The sequence below is a fragment of the Pseudonocardia broussonetiae genome, from assembly GCF_013155125.1.
GTDB classification, from domain to species: Bacteria; Actinomycetota; Actinomycetes; order Mycobacteriales; family Pseudonocardiaceae; genus Pseudonocardia; species Pseudonocardia broussonetiae.
Genome location: NZ_CP053564.1, coordinates 239,004 through 260,259, shown reverse-complemented (window position 1 = coordinate 260,259; position 21,256 = coordinate 239,004). Strand labels below are relative to the sequence as shown.

At 74.8% G+C, this 21,256-nt stretch carries 18 protein-coding genes and 1 pseudogene; 10 read left to right on the top strand and 9 right to left on the bottom strand.

The annotated features are described in order from the left end of the window. The first annotated feature begins 64 nt into the window (after positions 1-64). Complete coding sequence (locus tag HOP40_RS01265; RefSeq protein ID WP_338053046.1) at positions 65-1,663, top strand: sensor histidine kinase; 1,599 nt, start codon at positions 65-67, stop codon at positions 1,661-1,663. Then, positions 1,660-2,355, top strand: a complete 696-nt coding sequence (locus HOP40_RS01260; RefSeq protein ID WP_172154005.1) for a response regulator — start codon at positions 1,660-1,662, stop codon at positions 2,353-2,355. The genes HOP40_RS01265 and HOP40_RS01260 overlap by 4 nt, the downstream gene beginning before the upstream one ends. A gap of 24 nt (positions 2,356-2,379) precedes the next feature. On the opposite strand, the gene HOP40_RS01255 is transcribed toward HOP40_RS01260, so the two are convergent. Beyond that, complete coding sequence (locus HOP40_RS01255) at positions 2,380-4,647, bottom strand: LCP family protein (protein WP_172154004.1); 2,268 nt, start codon at positions 4,645-4,647, stop codon at positions 2,380-2,382. A 168-nt stretch (positions 4,648-4,815) separates the two neighbouring features. Next, positions 4,816-5,718 (bottom strand): oxidoreductase, encoded by a 903-nt coding sequence (locus HOP40_RS01250; RefSeq protein ID WP_172154003.1) that lies wholly within the window; start codon positions 5,716-5,718, stop codon positions 4,816-4,818. A 36-nt stretch (positions 5,719-5,754) separates the two neighbouring features. Here HOP40_RS01250 and HOP40_RS01245 point away from each other — a divergent pair, with 36 nt between their 5' ends. The 4 genes from HOP40_RS01245 to mftD all read left to right on the top strand — a co-directional run bounded on the left by HOP40_RS01245 (position 5,755) and on the right by mftD (position 10,658). Continuing rightward, entirely contained in the window at positions 5,755-6,447 is a 693-nt protein-coding gene (locus HOP40_RS01245; RefSeq protein ID WP_172154002.1) for an IspD/TarI family cytidylyltransferase, read from the top strand. A 168-nt stretch (positions 6,448-6,615) separates the two neighbouring features. Then, positions 6,616-7,572 carry a ferritin-like domain-containing protein gene (locus HOP40_RS01240; RefSeq protein WP_240157453.1) on the top strand — a complete coding sequence of 319 codons (957 nt, stop codon included), beginning with the start codon at positions 6,616-6,618 and terminating at the stop codon, positions 7,570-7,572. Positions 7,573-7,673: 101 nt separating this feature from the next. Then, entirely contained in the window at positions 7,674-7,961 is a 288-nt protein-coding gene (tatA, locus tag HOP40_RS01235) for a Sec-independent protein translocase subunit TatA (RefSeq protein WP_172154000.1), read from the top strand. A 1,500-nt stretch (positions 7,962-9,461) separates the two neighbouring features. Further along, the gene (gene mftD, locus HOP40_RS01230; RefSeq protein WP_172153999.1) at positions 9,462-10,658 is read left to right on the top strand and encodes a pre-mycofactocin synthase MftD; all 1,197 of its coding nucleotides are present in this window, start codon (positions 9,462-9,464) and stop codon (positions 10,656-10,658) included. A 52-nt stretch (positions 10,659-10,710) separates the two neighbouring features. Here the strand turns inward: mftD and HOP40_RS01225 are convergent, their stop codons facing one another. The 4 genes from HOP40_RS01225 to HOP40_RS01210 form a co-directional block, all read right to left on the bottom strand. Continuing rightward, positions 10,711-11,712, bottom strand: a complete 1,002-nt coding sequence (locus HOP40_RS01225) for a TIGR03842 family LLM class F420-dependent oxidoreductase (RefSeq protein ID WP_172167654.1) — start codon at positions 11,710-11,712, stop codon at positions 10,711-10,713. A gap of 11 nt (positions 11,713-11,723) precedes the next feature. After that, entirely contained in the window at positions 11,724-13,109 is a 1,386-nt protein-coding gene (gene hydA / locus HOP40_RS01220; RefSeq protein ID WP_172153998.1) for a dihydropyrimidinase, read from the bottom strand. A gap of 76 nt (positions 13,110-13,185) precedes the next feature. Then, entirely contained in the window at positions 13,186-14,472 is a 1,287-nt protein-coding gene (locus HOP40_RS01215; RefSeq protein ID WP_172153997.1) for an aspartate aminotransferase family protein, read from the bottom strand. After that, entirely contained in the window at positions 14,469-15,314 is an 846-nt protein-coding gene (locus HOP40_RS01210; RefSeq protein ID WP_172153996.1) for a nitrilase-related carbon-nitrogen hydrolase, read from the bottom strand. The genes HOP40_RS01215 and HOP40_RS01210 overlap by 4 nt, the downstream gene beginning before the upstream one ends. Positions 15,315-15,491: 177 nt before the next feature. Between HOP40_RS01210 and HOP40_RS01205 the strand changes: the two genes are divergently transcribed. Together HOP40_RS01205 and HOP40_RS01200 are read left to right on the top strand one after the other, a co-directional pair. Continuing rightward, positions 15,492-16,343: an LLM class flavin-dependent oxidoreductase gene (locus HOP40_RS01205; protein ID WP_172153995.1), complete on the top strand. Its 852-nt coding sequence runs from the start codon at positions 15,492-15,494 to the stop codon at positions 16,341-16,343. 26 nt (positions 16,344-16,369) lie between these two features. Continuing rightward, positions 16,370-16,573: a hypothetical protein gene (locus HOP40_RS01200; RefSeq protein ID WP_172153994.1), complete on the top strand. Its 204-nt coding sequence runs from the start codon at positions 16,370-16,372 to the stop codon at positions 16,571-16,573. Between the two features lie 16 nt (positions 16,574-16,589). Here HOP40_RS01200 and HOP40_RS01195 read toward each other — a convergent pair whose 3' ends face one another. Then, a complete protein-coding gene (locus HOP40_RS01195; protein WP_172153993.1) occupies positions 16,590-17,096 on the bottom strand; it encodes a hypothetical protein in 507 nt (168 codons plus the stop codon). Here HOP40_RS01195 and HOP40_RS36570 point away from each other — a divergent pair. Then, positions 17,095-17,703: pseudogene (locus HOP40_RS36570) on the top strand (DedA family protein); the annotation flags it as partial. The gene HOP40_RS01195 and the pseudogene HOP40_RS36570 overlap by 2 nt on opposite strands. Positions 17,704-17,861: 158 nt before the next feature. Here HOP40_RS36570 and HOP40_RS01190 read toward each other — a convergent pair. Then, entirely contained in the window at positions 17,862-19,415 is a 1,554-nt protein-coding gene (locus tag HOP40_RS01190; protein ID WP_240157452.1) for a molybdopterin-dependent oxidoreductase, read from the bottom strand. 107 nt (positions 19,416-19,522) lie between these two features. Here HOP40_RS01190 and HOP40_RS01185 point away from each other — a divergent pair, with 107 nt between their 5' ends. Beyond that, positions 19,523-20,344: an SAM-dependent methyltransferase gene (locus tag HOP40_RS01185; RefSeq protein ID WP_172153992.1), complete on the top strand. Its 822-nt coding sequence runs from the start codon at positions 19,523-19,525 to the stop codon at positions 20,342-20,344. A 3-nt stretch (positions 20,345-20,347) separates the two neighbouring features. Here the strand turns inward: HOP40_RS01185 and HOP40_RS01180 are convergent, their stop codons facing one another. After that, positions 20,348-21,235, bottom strand: coding sequence for a helix-turn-helix domain-containing protein (locus HOP40_RS01180; protein WP_172153991.1), 888 nt, complete (start codon positions 21,233-21,235; stop codon positions 20,348-20,350). Positions 21,236-21,256: the final 21 nt, after the last annotated feature.

Genomic DNA, 21,256 nt, shown 5'->3' with positions numbered 1-21,256 from the left:
GGATGAGGGGAGTTGTGGTGCGCCTCACCCTTTCGTTCATTTCGTTCGACGGAGCGTACGCAGCGTGATCCCTGTTCGCCGGATGGCGCGGCTCAGCCTCGCGGCCCAGCTGTTCGCCCTGCAGGCCGCGCTCGTGGTGCTCGTGCTGGGCGGCGTCGGCGTGGCCACGTACCTGCAGTTCGCCGGTGACAACGCGCGCGAGACGGCCGAGGAGATGCTCGGCGTCGCGCACACGCTGGCGGCGGTCCCGCAGGTGCGCGAGGCGCTGGAGGAGCCCGACCCGTCGGCGGTTCTGCAGCCGCTGGCCGAGGCCGTGCGCGCCGACACCGCCACCGACTTCGTCGTGGTGATGAGCCCGCAGGGCGTCCGGTACTCCCACCCCGACCCGTCGGAGATCGGCCGGGTCTTCCGCGGCACGATCGGTCCGGCCGTGGCGGGGGAGACCACGTTCACCGAGACCTACACGGGCACGCTCGGTCCGTCGGTGCGCTCCGTCGTGCCCGTCGTCGACGAGGGCGGCCGGGTGGTCGCGCTGGTGTCGGCCGGGCGCACGGTCACGGCCGTCTCGCGCGAGCTGGCGGGGCGGCTGCCGGTGCTGCTGGCGATCGCGCTCCCCGCGCTGGCGCTGGCCGCGCTCGGGTCCTGGCTGGTCAGCCGGTGGCTGCGGCGCACCACGCACGACATGGGGCCGGGCGAGCTGTCGCGGATGTACGAGTACTACGACGCGGTGCTGCACTCCGTCCGCGAGGGGCTCGTGCTGCTCGACCGCGGCGGGCGCGTGCAGCTCGTCAACGACGAGGCGCGGCGGCTGCTCGCGCTGCCCGCCGAGGTCGCCGGGCGGCCCGTCGACGAGCTGGGGCTGCCCGACGTGCTGGGGAGCGCGCTGGGGTCGGGGGAGCGGCGCTCCGACGAGATCCACCTGACCGCCGACCGGATCGTCGTGGTCAACCAGGCGCCGGCCCGGTGGGGCGGGAGCGACCTCGGGACCGTCGTGACGCTGCGGGACCACACCGAGCTGCGCGCCCTGTCCAGCGAGCTGGAGACGATCCGCGGGTTCGCGCAGTCGCTCAACGCGCAGGCCCACGAGGCGGCCAACCAGCTGCACACCGTCGTCTCGCTGATCGAGCTGGGCCGGGCCGAGGAGGCGCTGACCTACGCCACCGCGGAGCTGGAGCTGGCCCGCCACCTCACCGACGCCGTGCTGGCGGGCATCGCGGTGCCCGAGCTGGCCGCGCTCGTCGTCGGCAAGGCGGCGGAGGCGGGGGAGCGCGGGGTCGAGCTGGGGCTGGGCGAGGGCGCGCAGGTGCCGGCGGGGATCGCCGACCCGCGCGACCTCGTCACGATCGTCGGCAACCTCCTCGACAACGCCGTCGACGCCGCGCTGGAGGGTCCCGAGCCGCGCTGGGTGCGCCTGGACGCCGGGTGCGACGCGGGCGGGTTCGTCCTGCGCGTCACCGACAGCGGCACCGGGCTCGACGACCCGGAGGCCGCGTTCACCAGCGGTTTCAGCACCAAGCCGACCGACGGGATGGGCCGGGGGCTGGGGCTCGCGCTCGTCCGCCGGGCCGTGCACCGCCACGGCGGCACCGTGTCGGCCGGGAACGCGCCCGGCGGCGGCGCGGAGCTGCGCGTGCGGCTGCCGGTCCGCGAGGTGCTGTCGTGAGCGACGGGCTCGTCATCCGCACCCTGGTCGTCGACGACGACCCGATCGCGCTCGACGCCCACGCCGCCTACGTCGAGCGGGTGCGCGGGTTCGCCGTCGTCGGGCGGGCCGCGACGGGCACCGCGGCGCTGCGGGCGCTCGCGATCCGGCCCGTCGACCTCGTCCTGCTCGACGTGCACCTGCCCGACATGAGCGGGCTCGACGTGCTGCGCCGCATGCGCGCGGCCGGCCACGCCAGCGACGTGATCATGGTGACCCGCGCCCGCGACCTGGAGGTCGTCCGCGCCGCCGTGGCGTTCGGCGCCACGCAGTACCTGATGAAGCCGTTCCCGGCCGGGGTCGTGCGCGCGAAGCTGGAGAGCTACCTGGCCTACCGCGAGCGCGACCCGGGCCCGCTCGTCGCGCAGTCCGACGTCGACGGCCTGCTCGACGCCCTGCGCGCGCCGGTCGTGGAGAGCGGCCTGCCCAAGGGGATCAGCCGCGAGTCGCTCGACCAGGTGTCGGCGGTGCTGGTGCCCGACGCCGGGCGCACCGCGGTGGAGGTGGCCGACCTCGTCGGCGTCTCCCGGGTCACCGCGCGGCGCTACCTGGAGCACCTGGCCGACACGGGCCTGGCCGAGCGGGCCCTGCGCTACGGCACGACCGGGCGTCCCCAGGTCGAGTACACGTGGCGGCCGCAGGGCGGGACCTGAGCCCTGATCAGCAGCTCTGGGCCCTCAGCAGCTCTGGGCGACCGAGACCGGGGTCGAGGTCAGCGGCGCGTCGCTGGTGGCCTCGGCGCCCGTGTCGCCGGTCTCGGAGTCCTCGTCGGCCTCGTTGGCCTCCGGGATGGCCGACGGGGCGGCGGCGACGGTCGGCGGCGTGGCGGCCGGGTCGCGGTTGATCGCGTCCTGCACGACCTGCTTCATCAGGTCGAAGTCGGGGTCGCCGGTGTTGAAGCGCCCGTCGGACTGGTCGGGGTCGGGCAGGTTCGGGTCGAAGGCGACGCTCTCCAGCTGGATCGGCGCGTCCGCGATCGACAGCAGCGCGGGCAGCGCCTGCTGCGGGATGTCGGTGGAGACGCTGTCGGTGGTGGCCCGCGCGATCGACTGGAAGTTCGTGAGCAGCTCGGCCGGCTGGTTCTGGTCGAGGATGTTCTGGATCAGGCAGCGCTGGCGGCCCATGCGCACGTAGTCGGTCGAGTTGGTGCGCGAGCGGGCGAACGCGAGCGCGTCCTCGCCGCCCAGCTGCTGGACCCCGGGCTCGATGTAGCCGGTCGGCGTGACCGCGCGGCCGGTCGGGCTGATGCCGCCGATCGGGATGCGCTCGGGGCCGACGTCGACGCGCACGCCGCCGAGGGAGTCGATGATCGCGGCGAAGCCCGCCATGTTGAGCTCGACGTAGTAGTCCAGCTCGAGCCCGAGCATGTACGAGACCGTCTGGTGCAGCAGGTTGAGGCCCGGGTCGTCGGTCGGCGTCGTCGGTGCGAGGTCGGGGTGCTCGTGGCCGTAGGCGTAGACGGCGTTGAGGTAGTAGTTGCCCGAGGGCTCCGCGCTGTCGTGGAAGCCGTCGGGGAACTCCTCGGCCATCGGGGAGCCCGGCGGGAACTGCGCGTAGGCGATGTTGCGGGGCAGGCTGAACAGCGTGGTGCGGCCCGACGCCGTGTCGATGCTCGCGACCATCATCGTGTCGGTGCGGGTGCCGGTGCGGTCGGGGCCCGCGTCGCTGCCGACCAGCAGCAGGTTGACGCGCGGGCCGAGCGCCGCGGCGCTGTCGGCGTCGTCGGTGAACAGCTCGCCGAGCACCGAGCGCGAGGAGTTGGCGAGGTTCGCCGCGAACCCGAAGGGCGCGGCCACCAGCAGGCACAGCGCGGTGGTGACGGCGACGCCGACGGTCCGCCGGGTGCTGTCGAGGCCACGGGGCTGGGAGATCAGCCAGGTCCGCACGATCACCGCGATCCAGGCCAGCGCGGCCAGCACGCAGCCGGCCGCGGCCAGGCCCAGCCCGCTCGACGACAGCAGCGGCGTGAGCAGCGTGGAGCGCCGTTGGGTGGCCAGGAGCAGCAGGAGCGCGACGACGAGGAACAGGAACGGGCCGAGGATCAGCCAGCCCGTGCGGCGGCGGTGCAGCATGAGGTGGCCGCTGCCCGGGGCGACGGCGGCGGCCGCGGTGGTGAGCAGGGCGCGGCCCAGGGTGCGGGGGCGGCGCCGGCCCGTGCGGCGCACCGGCGGCGGGGTGGGGCGGCGGGTGCCGCCGGTCCGCTCGGGCCGTGCCGTGCCGGGCTCGTCGGCCTCGGCAGCCGCGCTCGCCGCGACCGCGCCGGCGGGGGTGCTCGTCGACGCCTTCCCCGCCGGGCGGCTGCCGCCTGCGGGGGTCGTGGGGGTCTTCCCGGTCGGCGCGGCCTTCGCGAGCGGGGTCTTCGCGCCGGCCGCCTTCCCGGGCGGGGCCTTCGTCGGCGGCGCCGCCGGCAGCGGGGCCTTCGGGGGCGTGGCCGACGGCGGTGACTGCCGCACGGGGCGGGTGCGCAGGTCGTCGCCGTCGTCGACGGGACGGCGGGGCACGGCCGGGCGGGTGATCCGGGTGACGGGCTCGCCGCGGTCGCGCTCCCGCCGGGCGCGGCGGGCCGCGGAGTCGGCGGCGCGGTCGGTGGCGGCGCGGTCGGTGGCGGTGCGGTCGGCGGCGGCGCGGTCGGCGGCGGCGCGCACCCGGGGGCCGACCGGGCGGGTCGGGTCCTCGACGGACACGGGCTCGGTCGGGCGGCGGCGCGGCGGCACCGGGGGGCGCCCGTCGGCGGCCCGGGCCCGGGCGCGCTCGCGGCGGTCCTGCTCCCGGCGCTCGCGGTCGCGCTCGCGGCGTTCGCGGTCGCGCCGGTCGCGGTCGCGCCGCTCCTGCTCGCGACGCTCCTGGTCGAGCCGCTCGCGCTCGGCCCGCCGCGGCCACGGGGTGTCGCCCGGTGGCGTCCGGGGAGGGGTGCGGTCACGCCCCGGTCGGATCCGTTCGTCCACTGCGCGTCACCCCCCGCCCTCTCTGCACGTGCCCTTCCACGACGACCGATCGCGTTGTCCCGTGGCTCTCCCACCGGTGCCCGGGGGTCGCGACGTCACGCCGGCACTCGACGGTGAGACCTCCGTCGAGAGTACTGTGCGTGATCGCCGTCCGGGCGTGAGACCTCGTCAGGCGACGGCGGATGCGACATCCGGCCGAACACCGGTCAGGGCTTCCGCCCTCTCCCAGAGCGCGCGGCCCAGCGCGCGGTCGTGCGAGGCCGCCGAGCTGCCCACCGGACGCGGCGCGCCGCGGACCTCCCCGGGCCCGTCGGGGCCGATGTAGGAGCCCCCGGGCAGGTCGGGGACGGTCGCGGCGTAGAGCGTCGGGAGCGCCCCGCCCTCGGGTCCCTGGGCCACGACGCGGTTGAGCAGGCCCATCGCGAGGTCCTGCACCGACTCGGTGCGCGACTGCAGGTTGGTGGCGGCGTAGCCGGGGTGCGCGGCCGTCGAGCGCAGCAGCGAGCCCGCCGCGACGAAGCGCCGCTGCAGCTCGTAGGCGAAGACCAGGTCGGCCAGCTTCGACTGCCCGTAGGCCAGCCAGCGCTGGTAGCGGCGGCGCTCCCAGTTGAGGTCGTCGACGTCGAGGTGGCCGATCCGGTGCGCCACGCTCGACAGCGTCACGACGCGGTCGGTCAGCCGCGGCAGGAGCAGCCCGGTGAGCGCGAAGTGGCCGAGGAAGTTGGTGCCGGTCTGCATCTCGAAGCCGTCGACGGTGCGCCGGAACGGCACGGCCATCAGGCCGGCGTTGTTGACGAGCACGTCCACGGGGTGGTCGACGCCCGCCGCGAACTCCCGGACCGACGCGAGGTCGGCGAGGTCGAGCCGGCGGACCTCGGCGGTGCCCGGCAGGCCGTGCAGCGTCGCGGCGGCCGCCTCGCCCTTCGCGGTGTCGCGCACGGCCAGCACGACCCGCGCACCCGCCCGCGCCAGCTCGCGCGCGGCGGCGAGGCCGATGCCGCTGTTGGCCCCCGTCACGACGATCGTGCGCCCGGTCTGGGGCGGGATGTCCGAAGCGGTCCACCGGTCCATGACCCGACGGTAACCAGGACGGCGGATACTGGCGCGGTGCGGGTGGGTGCGGCGGCGTTGGTGCTGGCCGGGGGCAGCGGCAGCCGGGTCGGCGCCGACCGGAACAAGGTGTACCTGCCCGTGGCGGGGCGCTCGGTGCTGGCCTGGTCGGTGGACGCGCTCGCCGGTGCGCCCGGCGTCGGCCCGGTGGTGCTGGTGGTGCGCCCCGAGGACCACGGGCACGTCCGCCGGCTGCTCGACCACGAGGTGGACCACGCCGTGGAGGTCGTCGACGGCGGTGCCACGCGCCAGGCGTCGGAGCTGGCCGGGCTGCGGGCCCTCGCCGGGCGGATCGGCAGCGGCGAGGTCGACGTCGTGCTGGTCCACGACGGGGCGCGGCCGCTCGTCGGGCCCGCGCTGGTGGCGGAGGTGCTGCGCGTCGCCCGCGCGTCCGGGGGAGCGGTGCCCGGGCTGGTGCGCAGCGACCTCGCGGTCGCCGACGGCGCCACGCTCTCGGCGCCGGTGCGCCTCACCGCCGTGCAGACGCCGCAGGGCTTCCGCGCCGCCCCGCTGCTGGCCGCCTACGAGCGCGCCGCGGCCGAGGGGTTCGCCGGCACCGACACGGCGTCGTGCGTGGAGCGGTTCGCGCCGGGGCTCGCCGTGCACGGCGTCGCGGGCGACCCGCGCAACATCAAGATCACCTACCCGCACGACGTGGACGTCGTCGCCGGGGCGCTGCGCGCCCGCTGACCGGCGCGCTGCGCCCGCTGACCGGCGCGCTCAAGGACTTCGTTCACGGTGCGTGGCCGTACCGGCGCCGCGACGGATCTCGTTGACCCGAACGGCGGCACTGCTGTGCCGCGACCCGCACCCCAGCGCGGGTCGTTCATGGACGCACATCGCATCGAGGAGATCGCAGTGTTCGAAGGGTTCAGCAAGGCGTTCGTGCGCGAGGCCATCAACCGCAGCTCGGAGAACGCCGTCGACCGGCGCCGCTTCCTGCGCGCGGCCGGCCTGACCGGTCTCGGCGTGGCGGGTGTCGCCGGCGGCGGCCTCGCGCTGTCCGGCTCGGCGTTCGCGTCCGACGGCGGCGACGACGGCGCCGTCACCGACGCCGCGGTCCTCAACTTCGCCCTCAACCTCGAGTACCTCGAGGCCGAGTTCTACCTCCGCGGCGCCTTCGGTGAGGGCCTCAAGGACTCGCAGATCGACGGCGTCGGCAAGCTCGGCGGCGTCACCGGCGGCCGCCAGGTCGAGTTCGAGTCGAAGCTCGCCCGGCAGTACGCCGAGGAGATCGCCAACGACGAGCGCGCGCACGTCGACTTCCTGCGCGCCGCGCTCGGCGACGCCAAGGTCGCGCGCCCGGAGATCGACATCGAGGCGGCCTTCTCCGCCGCGGCCACGGCCGCCGGCCTGATCCAGCCCGGCGAGACGTTCGACGTCTACGCCAACGAGGACAACTTCCTGCTCGGCGCGTTCGTGTTCGAGGACGTGGGCGTCACGGCCTACAAGGGCGCCGCCGCCCTGATCAGCAACAAGACCTTCCTCGAGGCCGCCGCGGGCATCCTCGCGGTCGAGGCCTACCACGCGGGCCTCGTGCGCACCGTCCTGCTGGCCAAGGGCCTGGAGGACGCCGCGAACGCCATCTCCGACGCCCGCGACAGCCTCGACGGGCCCGACGACCTCGACCAGGGCATCACCGACGACGACGGCAACAGCAACATCGTGCCGACCGACGCCAACGGCATCGCGTTCTCGCGCGACGTCTTCCAGGTCCACAACATCGTGTACCTCACCCCGGAGGAGGCCGGCTCCGGCGGCTTCTTCCCGAACGGCACCAACGGCACCTTCACCACGAGTGGCGACCAGACCTGATCGTCACCCCGACGGCGTGACGGGCGGGCGCGGGCCGCATCCTCGGCCCCGCCCGTCCGTTGTGCCCGGTAGACCCGCTCCCCGAACGGAAGGAACGTCCCGTGCCGAACCTCGGTGGTTGGGAACTCATCGTCCTGCTCGGCGTCCTCGTGCTGATCTTCGGCGCGAAGAAGCTGCCCGACATGGCCCGCTCGGTCGGCCAGTCCGCCCGCGTGTTCAAGGGCGAGATGCGGGGCCTCAAGGAGGACCGCGCGTCCGAGGCCCCCGCGGAGCCCGCGACCCCGGACGCCCCCGCGACCGCCTCGCTGCCCGCCGTCACGAAGACGCCCCCCGCGCCGACCGCCGTCCTGCCGGTCGTCGAGGCCGAGGTCGTCGACGCGCGTCGCTGACGCTCCTGCACGTCTGCTCGAACCCGCGCGGCCGGTGTGCTCACGCAGTACATCGTGGGCCCCTGCCGGCCGCCTGCTCCGCTTGGCCGCTCCGCGGCCGGCGCCCGGAGGGTCACGCTGCTCGCCGCCCGACGGTGACTCCCACGTCGGCCGCGCGACACAGCCCCCCGCCGGCCCGCCTCGCTACCCGCCCTACGGCCGCTGTACCGGAGTCGCGACGGTGCGCGGGTGGCGGCGCTCTCCCGGCCACCGCGCACAGCCGGCTCCCGCGCACTCGGGGGCCCCGCGCACTTCCGGGTCCCGCGCACTCCGGAGCCGCGCGCACGTTCCGGGCTTGCGCGCGCCGTACGAAATCCCGCGTACGTGCCGGACTCGCGCACCGGCTCCCGCGCACCTTTCGGGGTCCCGCGGACTCCCGGGTCCCCGCGCACCCCGGAGGCGCGCACGTGCCGGACTCGCGCGCGCTGTCCAGGGTCCCGCCCACGTTCCGGGGTCCCGCGGACTCCCGGGGGCGCGCGGGAGCCGGGAACGCGCGCGGGAGGCGTCATCGGAGTTGATGCGACCACCTGCCCGACGCCCTGCGCACTTCCTGGCGTCCTGCGCACGTCCGGATGGGTGCGCGGCGCTGGAAGGTGCGCAGTTCGGCGCGAATGGGCTGGTGATCGCCGGAAGTGTGACGTCCGGGTCGTGGCGAGGGCGGTGGTGGTGCGGTTCCGGTGATCACCGCCGCTGTTCGGGCCGCCGACGTGGGTGATCGTCGGGAGTGTGACGTGGAGGTCGCGGCGGAGACCGTGGTGGCGCGGCCTCGGTGATCACCGCCCGGGCCGATGGCCGCTCCCGTAAGGGGCTGCGGCCGCTCCGGCCAGGCCGACGGCCGTTCCGGCTCCGGCGAGCTGCGCACCCGCCTCGAGCAGCGCGCCACGGTTGGCAGGCGACTCGACGGCCCCCGCCCCGTCCCGCGCACCGCCCGGGTTCCCGCGCGCCCCCGGGGACGCGCGGGAGCCGCGAAAGTGCGCGGGAGCCGGGAGCGCACGCGGGAGCCTCGAACGTGCGCGGGAGCCGCGAAAGTGCGCGGGAGCCGAGAACGTGCGCGCGAGCCGGTGCACGGGAGCCGGGAGCGTGCGCGGGAGCCGGGAGCGTGCGCTGGAGCCGGGAGCATGCGCTGGAGCCGGGAACGTGCGCGGGAGCCGGGAACGTGCGCGCGAGCCGTAAACCAGCGCGGGAGCCAGATACCCGCGCGGGAGGAGGACCGCGCGGGAGCCGGGAACGTGCGCGCGAGCCGGGAACGTGCGCGGGAGCCGGAAACGTGTGCTGGGGCCGGGAGCGTGTGCGGGGCCGGGAACGTGTGCTGGGGCCGGGGACCCAGGGACGGGCGCCGCACCTCTCCGGCCGTACAGGTCCACCGGTCACATCCGACGGGACTCGGGGGCCGGGAGGGGGTGGCCGGGTTAGGGTGCGACGAGGACTGATGGGCGCCCCCGCGCCCGCGAAGGAGCGGTGATGGCCAGCAGCAAGGAGTGGTTCGAGACGGTGGCGGAGGCGCAGCGCCGCGCGAAGAAGCGGCTGCCGCGCTCGGTCTACCTCGCGCTGGTCGCGGGATCGGAGCAGGGGATCACGCTCGACGACAACGTCGCGGCGTTCTCCGAGATCGGCTTCCGCCCGCACATCGCGAACCTGCCGCAGGAGCGGGTGCAGTCGACGACGGTGATGGGGCAGGACGTCTCCCTGCCGGTGCTGATCTCGCCCACGGGCGTGCAGGCCGTCACCCCCGACGGGGAGGTCGGCGTCGCGCGCGCGGCCAACCAGGTGGGCACCGCGATGGGGCTGAGCTCGTTCGCGAGCAAGCCCGTCGAGGACGTCGTCGCGGCCAACCCGAAGACGTTCTTCCAGATGTACTGGGTCGGCTCGCGCGACCGCATCCTGCAGCGCGCCGAGCGGGCGAGGAAGGCCGGCGCGAAGGGCCTGATCGTCACCCTCGACTGGACCTTCGCCACCCGCCGCGACTGGGGCAGCCCGCCCATCCCGGAGAAGATGGACCTCAAGGCGATCGTGCAGTTCGCCCCCGAGGGCATCATGCGGCCGCGCTACGTGCTGGAGTGGGCCCGCAGCGGCGGCCTGCCCGACCTGAAGACGCCGAACCTGGCCGCACCCGGCGAGGACGCGCCCACGTTCTTCGGCGCGTACGGCGAGTGGATGGGCACCCCGCTGCCCACGTGGGACGACATCGCGTGGCTGCGCAACGAGTGGGACGGCCCGTTCGCGGTGAAGGGGATCATGCACCCCGACGACGCCAAGCGCGCCGTCGACGCCGGGGCCACCGCGATCTCGGTGTCCAACCACGGCGGCAACAACCTCGACGGCACGCCGGCCTCGATCCGCGCGCTGCCCGACATCGTCAAGGCGGTCGGCAGCCAGACCGAGGTGCTGCTCGACGGCGGCATCCGCCGCGGCGGCGACGTCGTCAAGGCGCTGGCGCTGGGCGCGAAGGCCGTCATGATCGGCCGCGCCTACCTGTGGGGCATGGCCGCCAACGGGGAGGCCGGCGTCGTCAACGTCCTGTCGATCCTGCGCAGCGGCATCGACGAGGCGCTGCTCGGGCTGGGCAAGTCGAGCATCCACGACCTCACGCCCGACGACCTGATCGTCCCGGAGGACTTCACCCGCGGCCACCGCGCCCGGGCCCTCGCCGCCCCCTGACCTGCGCAGCACGGACGGGGCGCCCGGTGATCCGGGCGCCCCGTCGCGCGTCCTACAGCGCGGGGATCACCGACGCCCCGTAGGCCGCGACCGTCTCGTCGACCGCGTCGTGCATCGCGTACACCGCGAACTGGTCGACGCCGAGCCCGCGCAGCTCCGCGAGCCGCTCGAGCTGGGCGCCGGGCGGGCCGAGCAGGCAGAAGCGGTCGACGACCTCGTCGGGCACGAAGCTCGTCGAGGTGTTGCCGGCGCGGCCGTGGTGGCTGTAGTCGTAGCCGTCGCGGTCCTTGATGTAGCCGGTGAGCGCGGCCGGCACCGCCGCCGACTCCGCCCCGTAGCGCGTCACGAGGTCGGCCACGTGGTTGCCGACCATGCCGCCGAACCAGCGGCACTGGTCGCGCGCGTGCGCCACGTCGTCGCCGACGTAGGCCGGCGCGGCCACGCAGATCGTGATCGACGCCGGGTCGCGGCCCGCCGCCTCCGCGGCCGCGCGGACCGTCTTCACCGTCCACTCGACGAGGTAGGGGTCGGCGAGCTGGAGGATGAAGCCGTCGGCGACGCGGCCGACGAGGTCGAGCGCCTTCGGCCCGTAGCCGGCCATCCACACCGGCAGCTCCGGCACGCCCTCGGCGACCCACGGGATCCGCACCTGCGTGCCGCCGAGGTCGACGGACCGGCCCGCGGCCAGCTCGCGGATGACGAGCATCGCCTCCTCGAGCCGCGCCAGCGTCGTCGGCGGCCGCCCCTGCACGCGCACGGCGGAGTCGCCGCGGCCGATGCCGCAGACCGTCCGGTGCCCGAACTGCTCGTCGAGCGTGGCGTGCATCGAGGCCAGGACGGTCCAGTCGCGCGTGGCCGGGTTCGTCACCATCGGCCCGACGACCAGGTGCGACGTGCGCTCCAGGATCCGCGGGTAGAGGACGTAGGGCTCCTGCCAGAGCACGTGCGAGTCGAACGTCCAGCCGTGGCTGAACCCGAGGCCCTCCGCGCGCACCATCCGGTCGACGACGGCCTGCGCGGGCGGGTCGGTCTGCAGGACGAGCCCGACGTCCATCCCCGTCGCGCTCATCGGAGGTACTGGCACGTGTCGCGGCGCAGGTACGCGCCGTCGCCGGGCCTGCCGTGGTACGCGCCCGCGTCGATCACGACGCGCCCGCGGGAGAGCACCGTCTCGACCCTGCCGGTGATCTCCTTGCCCTCGTAGGCCGAGTAGTCGACGGCCATGTGGTGGGTCTCGGCGGAGAGCACCTGCTTCGCGGCCGGGTCGTAGATGACGATGTCGGCGTCGGCGCCCGGGGCGATCGTGCCCTTGCGCGGGTAGAGCCCGAACATGCGCGCGGGCGTCGCGCAGGCGATCTCGATCCAGCGCCGCCGCGAGATGTGGCCGTCGACGACGCCCTGGTGCAGCAGGTCCATCCGGTTCTCGACGCCCGGCAGCCCGTTGGGGATCTTCGAGAAGTCGCCGATGCCCATCTCCTTCTGGCCGGTGAAGCAGAACGGGCAGTGGTCGGTGGAGACGACGGACAGGTCGTCGGTGCGCAGCCCCCGCCACAGGTCGGCCTGGTGGTCCTTGGGGCGCAGCGGCGTCGAGCAGACGTACTTGGCGCCCTCGAAGCCCGGTCGCGCCAGGTCGTCGGTGGACAGGAACAGGTACTGCGGGCAGGTCTCGGCGAAGGCGTTGTAGCCCTCGTCGCGGGCCTTCGCGATCTCCGCGAGGGCGGAGCGGGCCGAGAGGTGCACGACGTAGAGCGGCGCGCCGGCCACCTGGGCCAGCTTGATCGCGCGGTGCGTCGCCTCGGTCTCCAGCAGCTCGCGGCGGACCTCGCCGTGCACCCGCGGGTCGGTCTCGCCGCGGGCCAGCGCCTGCTCCACGAGCACGTCGATGGCGATGCCGTTCTCGGCGTGCATCATCGTCAGCGCGCCGGTCTCGGCGCCCTTCTGCATCGCGCGCAGGATCTTGCCGTCGTCGCTGTAGAAGACGCCGGGGTAGGCCATGAACAGCTTGAAGCTGGTGACGCCCTCGCCGACGAGCGCCTCCATCTCCTTGAGCGAGGAGTCGTTGACGTCGGCCAGGATCATGTGGAACGCGTAGTCGATCGCGCAGCGGCCCTCGGCCTTGGCGTGCCAGGCGTCGAGCCCCTCGCGCAGCGAGCCGCCGACCGACTGGATCGCGAAGTCGACGATCGTGGTCGTGCCGCCCCAGGCCGCGGCGCGGGTGCCGGTCTCGAACGTGTCGGCGGCGTAGGTGCCGCCGAAGGGCATCTCCATGTGCGTGTGCGCGTCGACGCCGCCGGGGATGACGTACTTCCCGGTCGCGTCGAGGACGGTGTCGGCCGTCCAGTCCTGCCCGACGCCCAGCGCGACGACGGTGCCGTCCTCGACGAGGACGTCGACGGCCATCTCGTCCGACGCCGTGACGACGAGCCCGCCGGTGATCAGGGTGCGGCTCAACGGGGTCCTCCTACGGGGGTCGTGAGTGGATATCGGTGCTGGGGCACTCGTTTCCACTCACGGGCGGCGAAGCCGCTCATGGGGTGGCCTCCTCGATCGCGGCGAGCAGGGCCGCCAGGCCCTCCGCCGCCTCGTCGGCCGTCAGGGTCAGGGGCGGGGCGATGCGCAGCACGTTGCCGTGCAGCCCGCCCTTGCCGACCAGCAGCCCGCGCCGCCGGCAGCCCTCCAGCACAGCGCCGGCCAGCTCCGGAGCGGGGTCGCCGGGCGTCCCGGTGCCGGGGCGGACCAGCTCCACGCCCAGCATCAGCCCCTTGCCGCGGACGTCGCCGACGATGGGGGAGCCCAGCGCGCGCAGGCCCTCGAACAGCGCCGGTCCCTGCGCGGCCGCGTTGGCCTGCAGGTCGTGGTCGAGCAGGTAGCGCAGGTTGGCCAGCGCGCCCGCGGACGTCAGCGGCGAGCCGCCGAACGTCGAGATGTGGTTGGCGCCCAGCGAGTCCATGATCGCGGCCGGCGCGATCACGCCGCCCATGGACAGCCCGTTGCCGATGCCCTTGGCGAACGTCACCAGGTCCGGGGTGGCGCCCGACGCCTGCCAGCCCCAGAAGTGCTCGCCGGTGCGGCCCCAGCCGGTCTGGACCTCGTCGGAGATCCAGAGGATGCCCTTCTCGCGCAGCACCTCGGCGAACGCGCCCAGCAGGCCGTCGGGGCCGGAGGTGAACCCGCCGACGCCCTGCACCGGCTCCGCGATGAACGCCGCGACGTCGCCGCCCGCCTGGTCGAGCACCTCGCGCAGGTCGGCGACGCAGGCCGCGATGTACTCGCCGTCGGACAGCCCTGCGAACGGCGAGCGGTACTGCTGCCCGCCGTGCACGTAGTAGGTCTGGAACGGCGACAGCGACGTCGGGCTCCACGACCGGTTGCCGGTGATCGCGATCGTCGAGAACGAGCGCCCGTGGTAGCTGTTGCGCAGCGCCAGGATCTGGTTGCTCCGCCGCAGCGACGACGCCAGCAGCAGCGCCGCGTCGTTGGCCTCGGTGCCGCTCGGGGTGAGGAACACCTTCGCGTCCGGGATCTCCGACACGGCCGCGATCTGCTCGGCCAGCTCCACCATCGGCCGGTTCAGGTACAGCGTGGAGCTGTGGATGATCTTCCCGGCCTGGTCGGCGACGGCCTTGGTCACCTCGGGCAGCGCGTGCGCCGTCATCGTGGTGAGGATGCCGCCGAAGAAGTCCAGGTAGCGGTGGCCGTCGGCGTCCCAGACGTGGCGGCCCTCGCCGCGCTCGAGCTCGATCGGCTCGTCGTAGTAGATCGCGAGCCACGACGGCAGCGCCGCCCGCGTCCGCTTGAGCAGCTCCGAGCTCATGACTCGACCAGCGGGCCGTAGGCGTCGGGGCGGCGGTCCCGGTAGAACGCCCACTGCTGCCGCACCTCGTCGATCATGCCGAGGTCGAGGTCGCGGACGACGAGCTCCTCGTCGTCGCCGCTCGCGACGTCGCCGACGAACTGGCCGCGCGGGTCGACGAAGTAGCTGGTGCCGTAGAAGTCGTTGTCGCCGTACTCCTCGACGCCGACGCGGTTGATCGCGGCGACGAAGTACTCGTTGGCGACGGCGGCGGCCGGCTGCTCCAGCTTCCACAGGTACGACGACAGGCCGCGGCTCGTGGCCGAGGGGTTGAACACGATCTGCGCCCCGGCCAGGCCGAGCGCGCGCCAGCCCTCGGGGAAGTGGCGGTCGTAGCAGATGTAGACGCCGATCCGGCCCACGGCGGTGTCGAAGATCGGCCACCCGAGGTTGCCGGGCCGGAAGTAGAACTTCTCCCAGAAGCCCTTGACCTGCGGGATGTGGTGCTTGCGGTACTTCCCGAGCACCGTGCCGTCGGCGTCGATCACCGCGGCGGTGTTGTAGTAGTGGCCCGCGTCCTCGATCTCGAAGACCGGGACCACGAGCACCATCCCCGTCTCGCGGGCCAGCGCCTGCATCCGCACGATCGTCGGCCCGCTCGGGACCGGCTCGGCCCAGCGGTAGTGCTCGGACTCCTGCACCTGGCAGAAGTACGGCGCGTTGAAGACCTCCTGGAAGCCCATCACCTGCGCGCCCTGCTCGGCGGCGGCGCGCGCGTAGGACTCGTGCACCTCGATCATGGAGGCGGTGTCCCCGGTCCACTTCGCCTGCAGGATGGCGGCCCGGACGATGCCGTCGGTCATGTGTCACGTCCCTCGTACTCGGCAGCGGCCCACTGTCGGACCGTGGGGGCGGTCCGCGCAAGGGGGTGGCCACTGTCGCCCGTCCCGGGGGTGCCGGACAAGATCGGGCGCCGGGCCGTTACGCGTCGTTCACCGGCTGGTGTCGTCGCTGTGCGTGGTCAGAGGTAACGTTCCGTCATGCGGCTCGGGTACCTCACGCACGTCGCCGGGGCGGACCCCGCGCGGGCCTACCGCGACACGGTCGCGCTGGCCGTCGCGGCGGAGGAGTCGGGCTTCTCGACGTTCTGGGTCGCCCAGCACCACGACGGCCACCTCGACGGGCTGCTGCCCTCGCCGCTCGTGCTGCTCGCGGCCGTGGCGCAGGCGACCTCGACGATCCGGCTCGGCACCGCCGTCGTCACCGCGGCGTGCGAGGACCCGCGCCGGCTCGCCGAGGACGCGGCCGTGCTCGACGCCCTGTCCGGCGGGCGCCTGGAGCTCGGCGTCGGCGCGGGGGCGGACGAGGCCGCCTCGGAGGCGTTCGGCCGCGACCACGCCCGCCGCCACGCCGACTGCGCCGCCGCGGTCGACGCGCTGCGCGGGCACCTCGCGCGCATCGTGCCCGCCGCCCCCGGCCTCGACGGGCGGCTGTGGCAGGCCACCGGCACGCCCGGGGGCATCGCCGACGCCGGTGCGCGGGGCCTCGGGCTGATCACCGGGCGCGCCGACGCCGCCCCGCACCTCGCGCGCTACTGGGCCCGCGCCGCGGGCGAGCCGCGCGTCGCGGCCGTGCGGGCCGTGGCGCCGGGGGAGCGGCCGGAGGCGCTGCGGGAGCGCTGGCGCGCCGACCCGGTGCGCGAGTGGGCCACCGAGCTCGTCGTGCAGACCCAGCCCGCGCACGCCCCCCTCGCGACCCACCTCGCGACGGTCCGCGCGCTCACCGCCGGGCGGGCCGACCCGGACCGCCCCGCCCCGGTGGCGCCGCTGCTGCGGGCGCTGCAGGGCGGTTCCGCCTCCCGCCCCGGGCGCCTACGCTTGATCGGATCGTGATCGTCCGACCACCGGGAGTGAGATCCATGCGCCACATCGCCACGTTCTGCGGCCAGTGCAACTGCGGCTGCCCGGAGCTGTTCGTCGACGACGCCGCGGCGCCGGAGAGGCGCATCGTGATCACCGACGACTTCGGCCAGCGCATCCAGATGAGCGTCGGCCAGCTCTCCGACCTCGTCGACGACGTCCGCAAGGGCGTGCTCGACGAGGTGCTGACCGCGGCGCGGTAGGTCGGGACGCGGCGGCTCAGGGCGCCTCGGCCCGCCCGCCCTCGGGGGTGACCGCGAACCACTTCTCGCCCTTGCCGTTGCCGTCGGTGGCGCCGGGCGCGGAGTCGGCGGCGTAGCGGTACACCGGCCAGCCGCCGATCGTGAGCTGGACGCCGCCGTCGGCGCGGGTGATCGTCCCGATGGCGGCCTGGTCGATGCCGTCGACCGTCAGCGGCGTGCCGGGCTCGGCGAGCACCGGCGGCCAGGTCGTGGCGCAGTCGCCCGCGCAGTTCGACGCCGGGGGCTGGGCGGTGTCGTCGTCGAAGCGGTAGAGCGTCCAGCCCAGCCCGTCGATGACGACGGTGCCCAGCTGCGCCGTGCTGTTCGCGGTGAGGACGGTGCCGGCGGGCGGGGCGAGGGTCTCGGGCGCGGCCACCGGGGCGCTCGCGCCGTACCCGTCACCGCCGCCGGACCCGCCGCAGGCCGTCAGGGCGATCGCGGCGATCGCGGTGGCGGCGGCGAGCGCCGGGGTGCTGCGGAACATGGGGGAACCTCCGTGGGGAGCGGATCGTCACCTCCCACACGGACGGGACCGCGGCACGGTTCACCCCGGGGTCGGGGTCATCCCTGAGGGATCTACGACTTCCTCCCGATGTAACCGGGTGGCGCTCCGCGGCATCGTTCCTCCCGTGGACCTCTTGCGGCTCGTGACCGAGGCGGCACTGGCGTCGCCGTGGCTGCTCGCGGTGATCGTCGGGATGGCGGTCGTCGACGCCCTGCTGCCCGTGGTGCCCAGCGAGGCCCTGATCATCGCCGCCGGGGTGTCGGCGGTGACCGGGGAGCAGAACCTCGTCGCGGTGATCGCGGCGGCGGCGTTCGGCTCGTTCCTCGGCGAGTGCGCGGGCTACCTCATCGGGCGCGGGGTGGGCCCGGCCGTGCGGGGCCGCTACGCCGCCCACGGCAGCCGCGCGGAGAACTACGACCGCGCCGCGCGGCTGCTGCACCGCCGCGGCGGCACGGTCCTGCTGACGGCCCGGTTCCTGCCGGCCGGGCGCACCGTGGCGACGCTCGCGGCCGGTGCCACCGGCTACCCGCCGTCGCGGTTCGTGGCCTTCACCGTGCCCGGGACCGTCCTGTCGGCGTCGTGGTCGGCGCTGCTCGGGTTCGTCGGCGGGGCGGCGTTCGCGCACGACACCGTCACGGCGCTGCTCGTCGGGTTCGGCTTCGCCACGGCCGTCGGGTTCGTGGTCGAGGGGGTGCGGCGGCTGCGGGGGGTGCTGCTGCGCAGGCGCGCCCGGGGCGGCGTCGCTCAGGACGCCGTGAACACCACCGAGTGGTACCCGGTCGCGCCGTCGGGCAGCACGTCGGCGCGCTCCTCGGTCTGGGTCGTGCCGTCGGCGTCGGTGGCCCGGACGGCCACGACGTGGGAGCCCGGGACGACGTCGACGCTGGTCCGCCACATGCGCCAGGTGCGCCCGCCGACCTCGGTGGCGAGCTCGGCGTCGGCCCACGGGCCGTCGTCGAGGCGGACCTCGACCCGGCTGACGCCCCGCGGCGGCGACCAGGCGATCCCGGCCACGGCGACGCGCCCGGCGGGCGTGCTGCCGTAGCCGCGCGGCGCGTCGATGCGCGACTGCGTCTTCACCGGCCCGCGCTCGCCCCACCCGCGCTGCAACCAGTACGCCTGCTTCGCCCCGAACGTCGTGACCTCCAGGTCGGTGACCCACTTAGTCGCCGACACGTACCCGTAGAGCCCGGGCACGACCATCCGCACCGGGAAGCCGTGCTCGGGCGGCAGCGCCTCCCCGTTCATGCCGACGGCGAGCAGGGCGCCGCGGTCGGGCTCGAGCAGGACGTCGACGGGCGTGCCCGCGGTCCACAGGCCGTCGCTGCTGGTGGAGAGCACCTGGTCGGCCCCGGGGGCGATGCCGGCCTCCAGCAGGATCGCCCGCAGGTCGACCCCGACGAAGTCGGCCGTGGACACGTACTCCCCGCCGACCTCGTTCGACACGCAGATCATCGTGATCGTGCGCTCGACCAGCGGGCGGGCGAGCAGGTCGTCGAAGGTGAGGACGAGCTCGCGCCCGACCATCCCGTGGATCCGCAGCGACCAGTCCGCGGCGGTCTGCGTGGGGATCCGCAGGGCGGTGTCGATGCGGTAGAAGTCGGCGTTCGACGTGAGGAACGTGGGCGTGCCCTGGTCGGGGAACGCGGCGCCGGCGGGGACCGCGGGGGCGCGCTCGGCCCGCGGCAGCCCGCGCAGGGCGGCCGTGACCTCGTCGCGGGAGCCGGTGAGCCGCCCGCCGAGGAGCTGACCGAGCCCGCCCGCGGCGAGCGCGCCGAAGGCGACGACGCCGGAGGCGCCGGCGAGCACGGACCGCCGGCCGGGGCCCGCGGTGGCCGGGCGCGGCTGCGCGAGCGCGTGCAGGCGGCGCAGCACCAGGATCCCGGCGCCCGCGGACGCGGCCGGGGCGAGCAGGTCGACGGGGGTGAACGCGGGGGAGAGGGCGACGGCCGCGAACCCCAGCAGGCCCAGCGCCGTGATCGCCCGCACGCCCGGCTGCGGCCGCGCGCGCGAGGCGAGGCCGGCACCCGCGGCGGCCGCGGCGAGCACGAGCGCCATCCCCGCGAGCAGCACCGGCTTGTCGGCCGTGCCGAACGCCGACTTCGCGAACTCGACGAGCCACTGCGGCGCCAGCGCGATCGCCCCGTTGCCGACGGCGAGGAACGGCGACGACGCCGGCGACACCAGGCCGGCGACGAGGTGCCCCGCCCCCAGCGCGGCCGCGACGGACAGCACGCCCACCAGCGCGGCCGTGCGGCGCGGGAGGAGCGGGGCGGGGGCGTCGGTCGTCGTGCTCACCCCGTCATCCTCCTCCCGCGCGACGCGTCCCCCGCCCGCCGCGTCTTACGGATCAGTGGCGATAGGCTGCGCCCGACAGGCACGACCGTGAGTGGGGAGAACGCCGGATGAGCGACGACAGGGGCCTCGACGACGCGCCCGCGATCCCGGACGTCGACCTGACCCGTCCGTCGATCGCGCGCGTCTACGACTACGTGCTCGGCGGCAAGGACCACTACGAGATCGACCGGCAGGTCTCCGCCGCGCTGTTCCGCGCCGTGCCCGAGACCAGCCAGCTCGCCCTGGACAACCGCAACCACCTGCGCCGCGCCGTCACCTGGCTGGTGCGCGAGGCCGGCATCCGGCAGATCCTCGACCTCGGCTCGGGCCTGCCGACCGCGGGCAACGTGCACGCGATCGCGCACGCCGTCGACCCCTCGGTGCGGGTCGTCTACGTCGACATCGACCCCATCGTGCTGGCCCACGGCCGCGCGCTGCTCGAGGACGACGAGACCACCACGGTCATCCTCGGCGACATCCGCGACATCGACGCGGTCTTCGACCACCCCGCCGTGCGCTCGATGATCGACACCACGCAGCCCTTCGCGGTGCTCGCGGCCAGCATCCTGCACCACCTGTCCGACGACGAGGACCCGTACGGGGTGGCCGCCTCGATCACGGCGAAGCTCAGCCCGGGCAGCTACGCGCTGTTCAGCAACTTCCTCGACGACGACGAGCCGCGGGCGAAGGCGCTGGAGCGCGCGTTCCTCGACGGCGGCCTGGGCACCGGCCGGTTCCGCACCTGGGCCGAGCAGCAGCGGTTCTTCGAGGGCCTGGAGCTCGTGGAGCCGGGCCTGACCTACGCCAACGACTGGCGGCCCGACGACCAGACCCCCACCGACAGCCCCACCCACACCCTCTACGCCGCGGGCGTGGGGCGGAAGGCGTAGCGGTCAGGAGTAGAGGCGCTCGATCAGGTCCGTCAGGGCCTGGCGGGTGTCCTTCGGCGTGAGTGCCTGCACCACCAGGCGCTCCCAGACGCCGAGGTAGTCCTCCACCTCGGAGCGCTTGTCGAGGTAGATCGCGCTGTTGAGCTGCTCGAGGTAGACGATGTCGGGCAGGTCGGGCTCAGCGAAGCGCAGGATCGAGAACGGGCCGCCCGCCGCGGCGTGACTGCCCGCGTTGAACGGCAGCAGCTGGATCGTCACGTTCGGCCAGCGGCTGGCCTCGAGCAGGTGCTCGAGCTGGCCGCGCATGACGGCGCGGGAGCCGTAGGCCCGGCTGACGGCGGCCTCGTCGAGCACCGCCCACAGCTGCGGGGCCTCGGGCTCGCGCAGCATCTTCTGGCGCGCCATGCGCAGCCGCACGCGCTGGTCGACGTCGGCGGGCGGGGCGCCGCGGTGCCCGAGCAGGACGACGGTGCGCGCGTACTCCTCGGTCTGCAGCAGCCCGGGCACGAACTGCAGCTCGAAGCCGCGGATGACCTGCGCGGCCTGCTCCAGGCGCAGGTACATCTCGAACCAGCTGGGCAGGACCTCGCTGTGCTGCTGCCACCAGCCGCGGGCGTTGGCGCGGGTCGCGAGGTCGCGGTAGCCCTCGCGCTCGGCCGGGTCGGTGACGCCGTAGAGGGTGAGGAGGTCGAGGACGTCGCGCTCCTTGCAGCCGACGCGCCCCAGCTCCAGGCGGCTGATCTTCGCGCTGGACGCGCGGATCGCGTCGCCGGCGACCTCGCGGGTGATGCCGTGGGCCTCGCGCAGCCGGCGCAGCTGGGTGCCCAGCAGGATGCGCAGGACGGTGGGGCCGCCCTGGTCGGGTACGCCGGGTGGTGTCGGAGTGCTCACAGGTGTCCCCCCATCACCGCG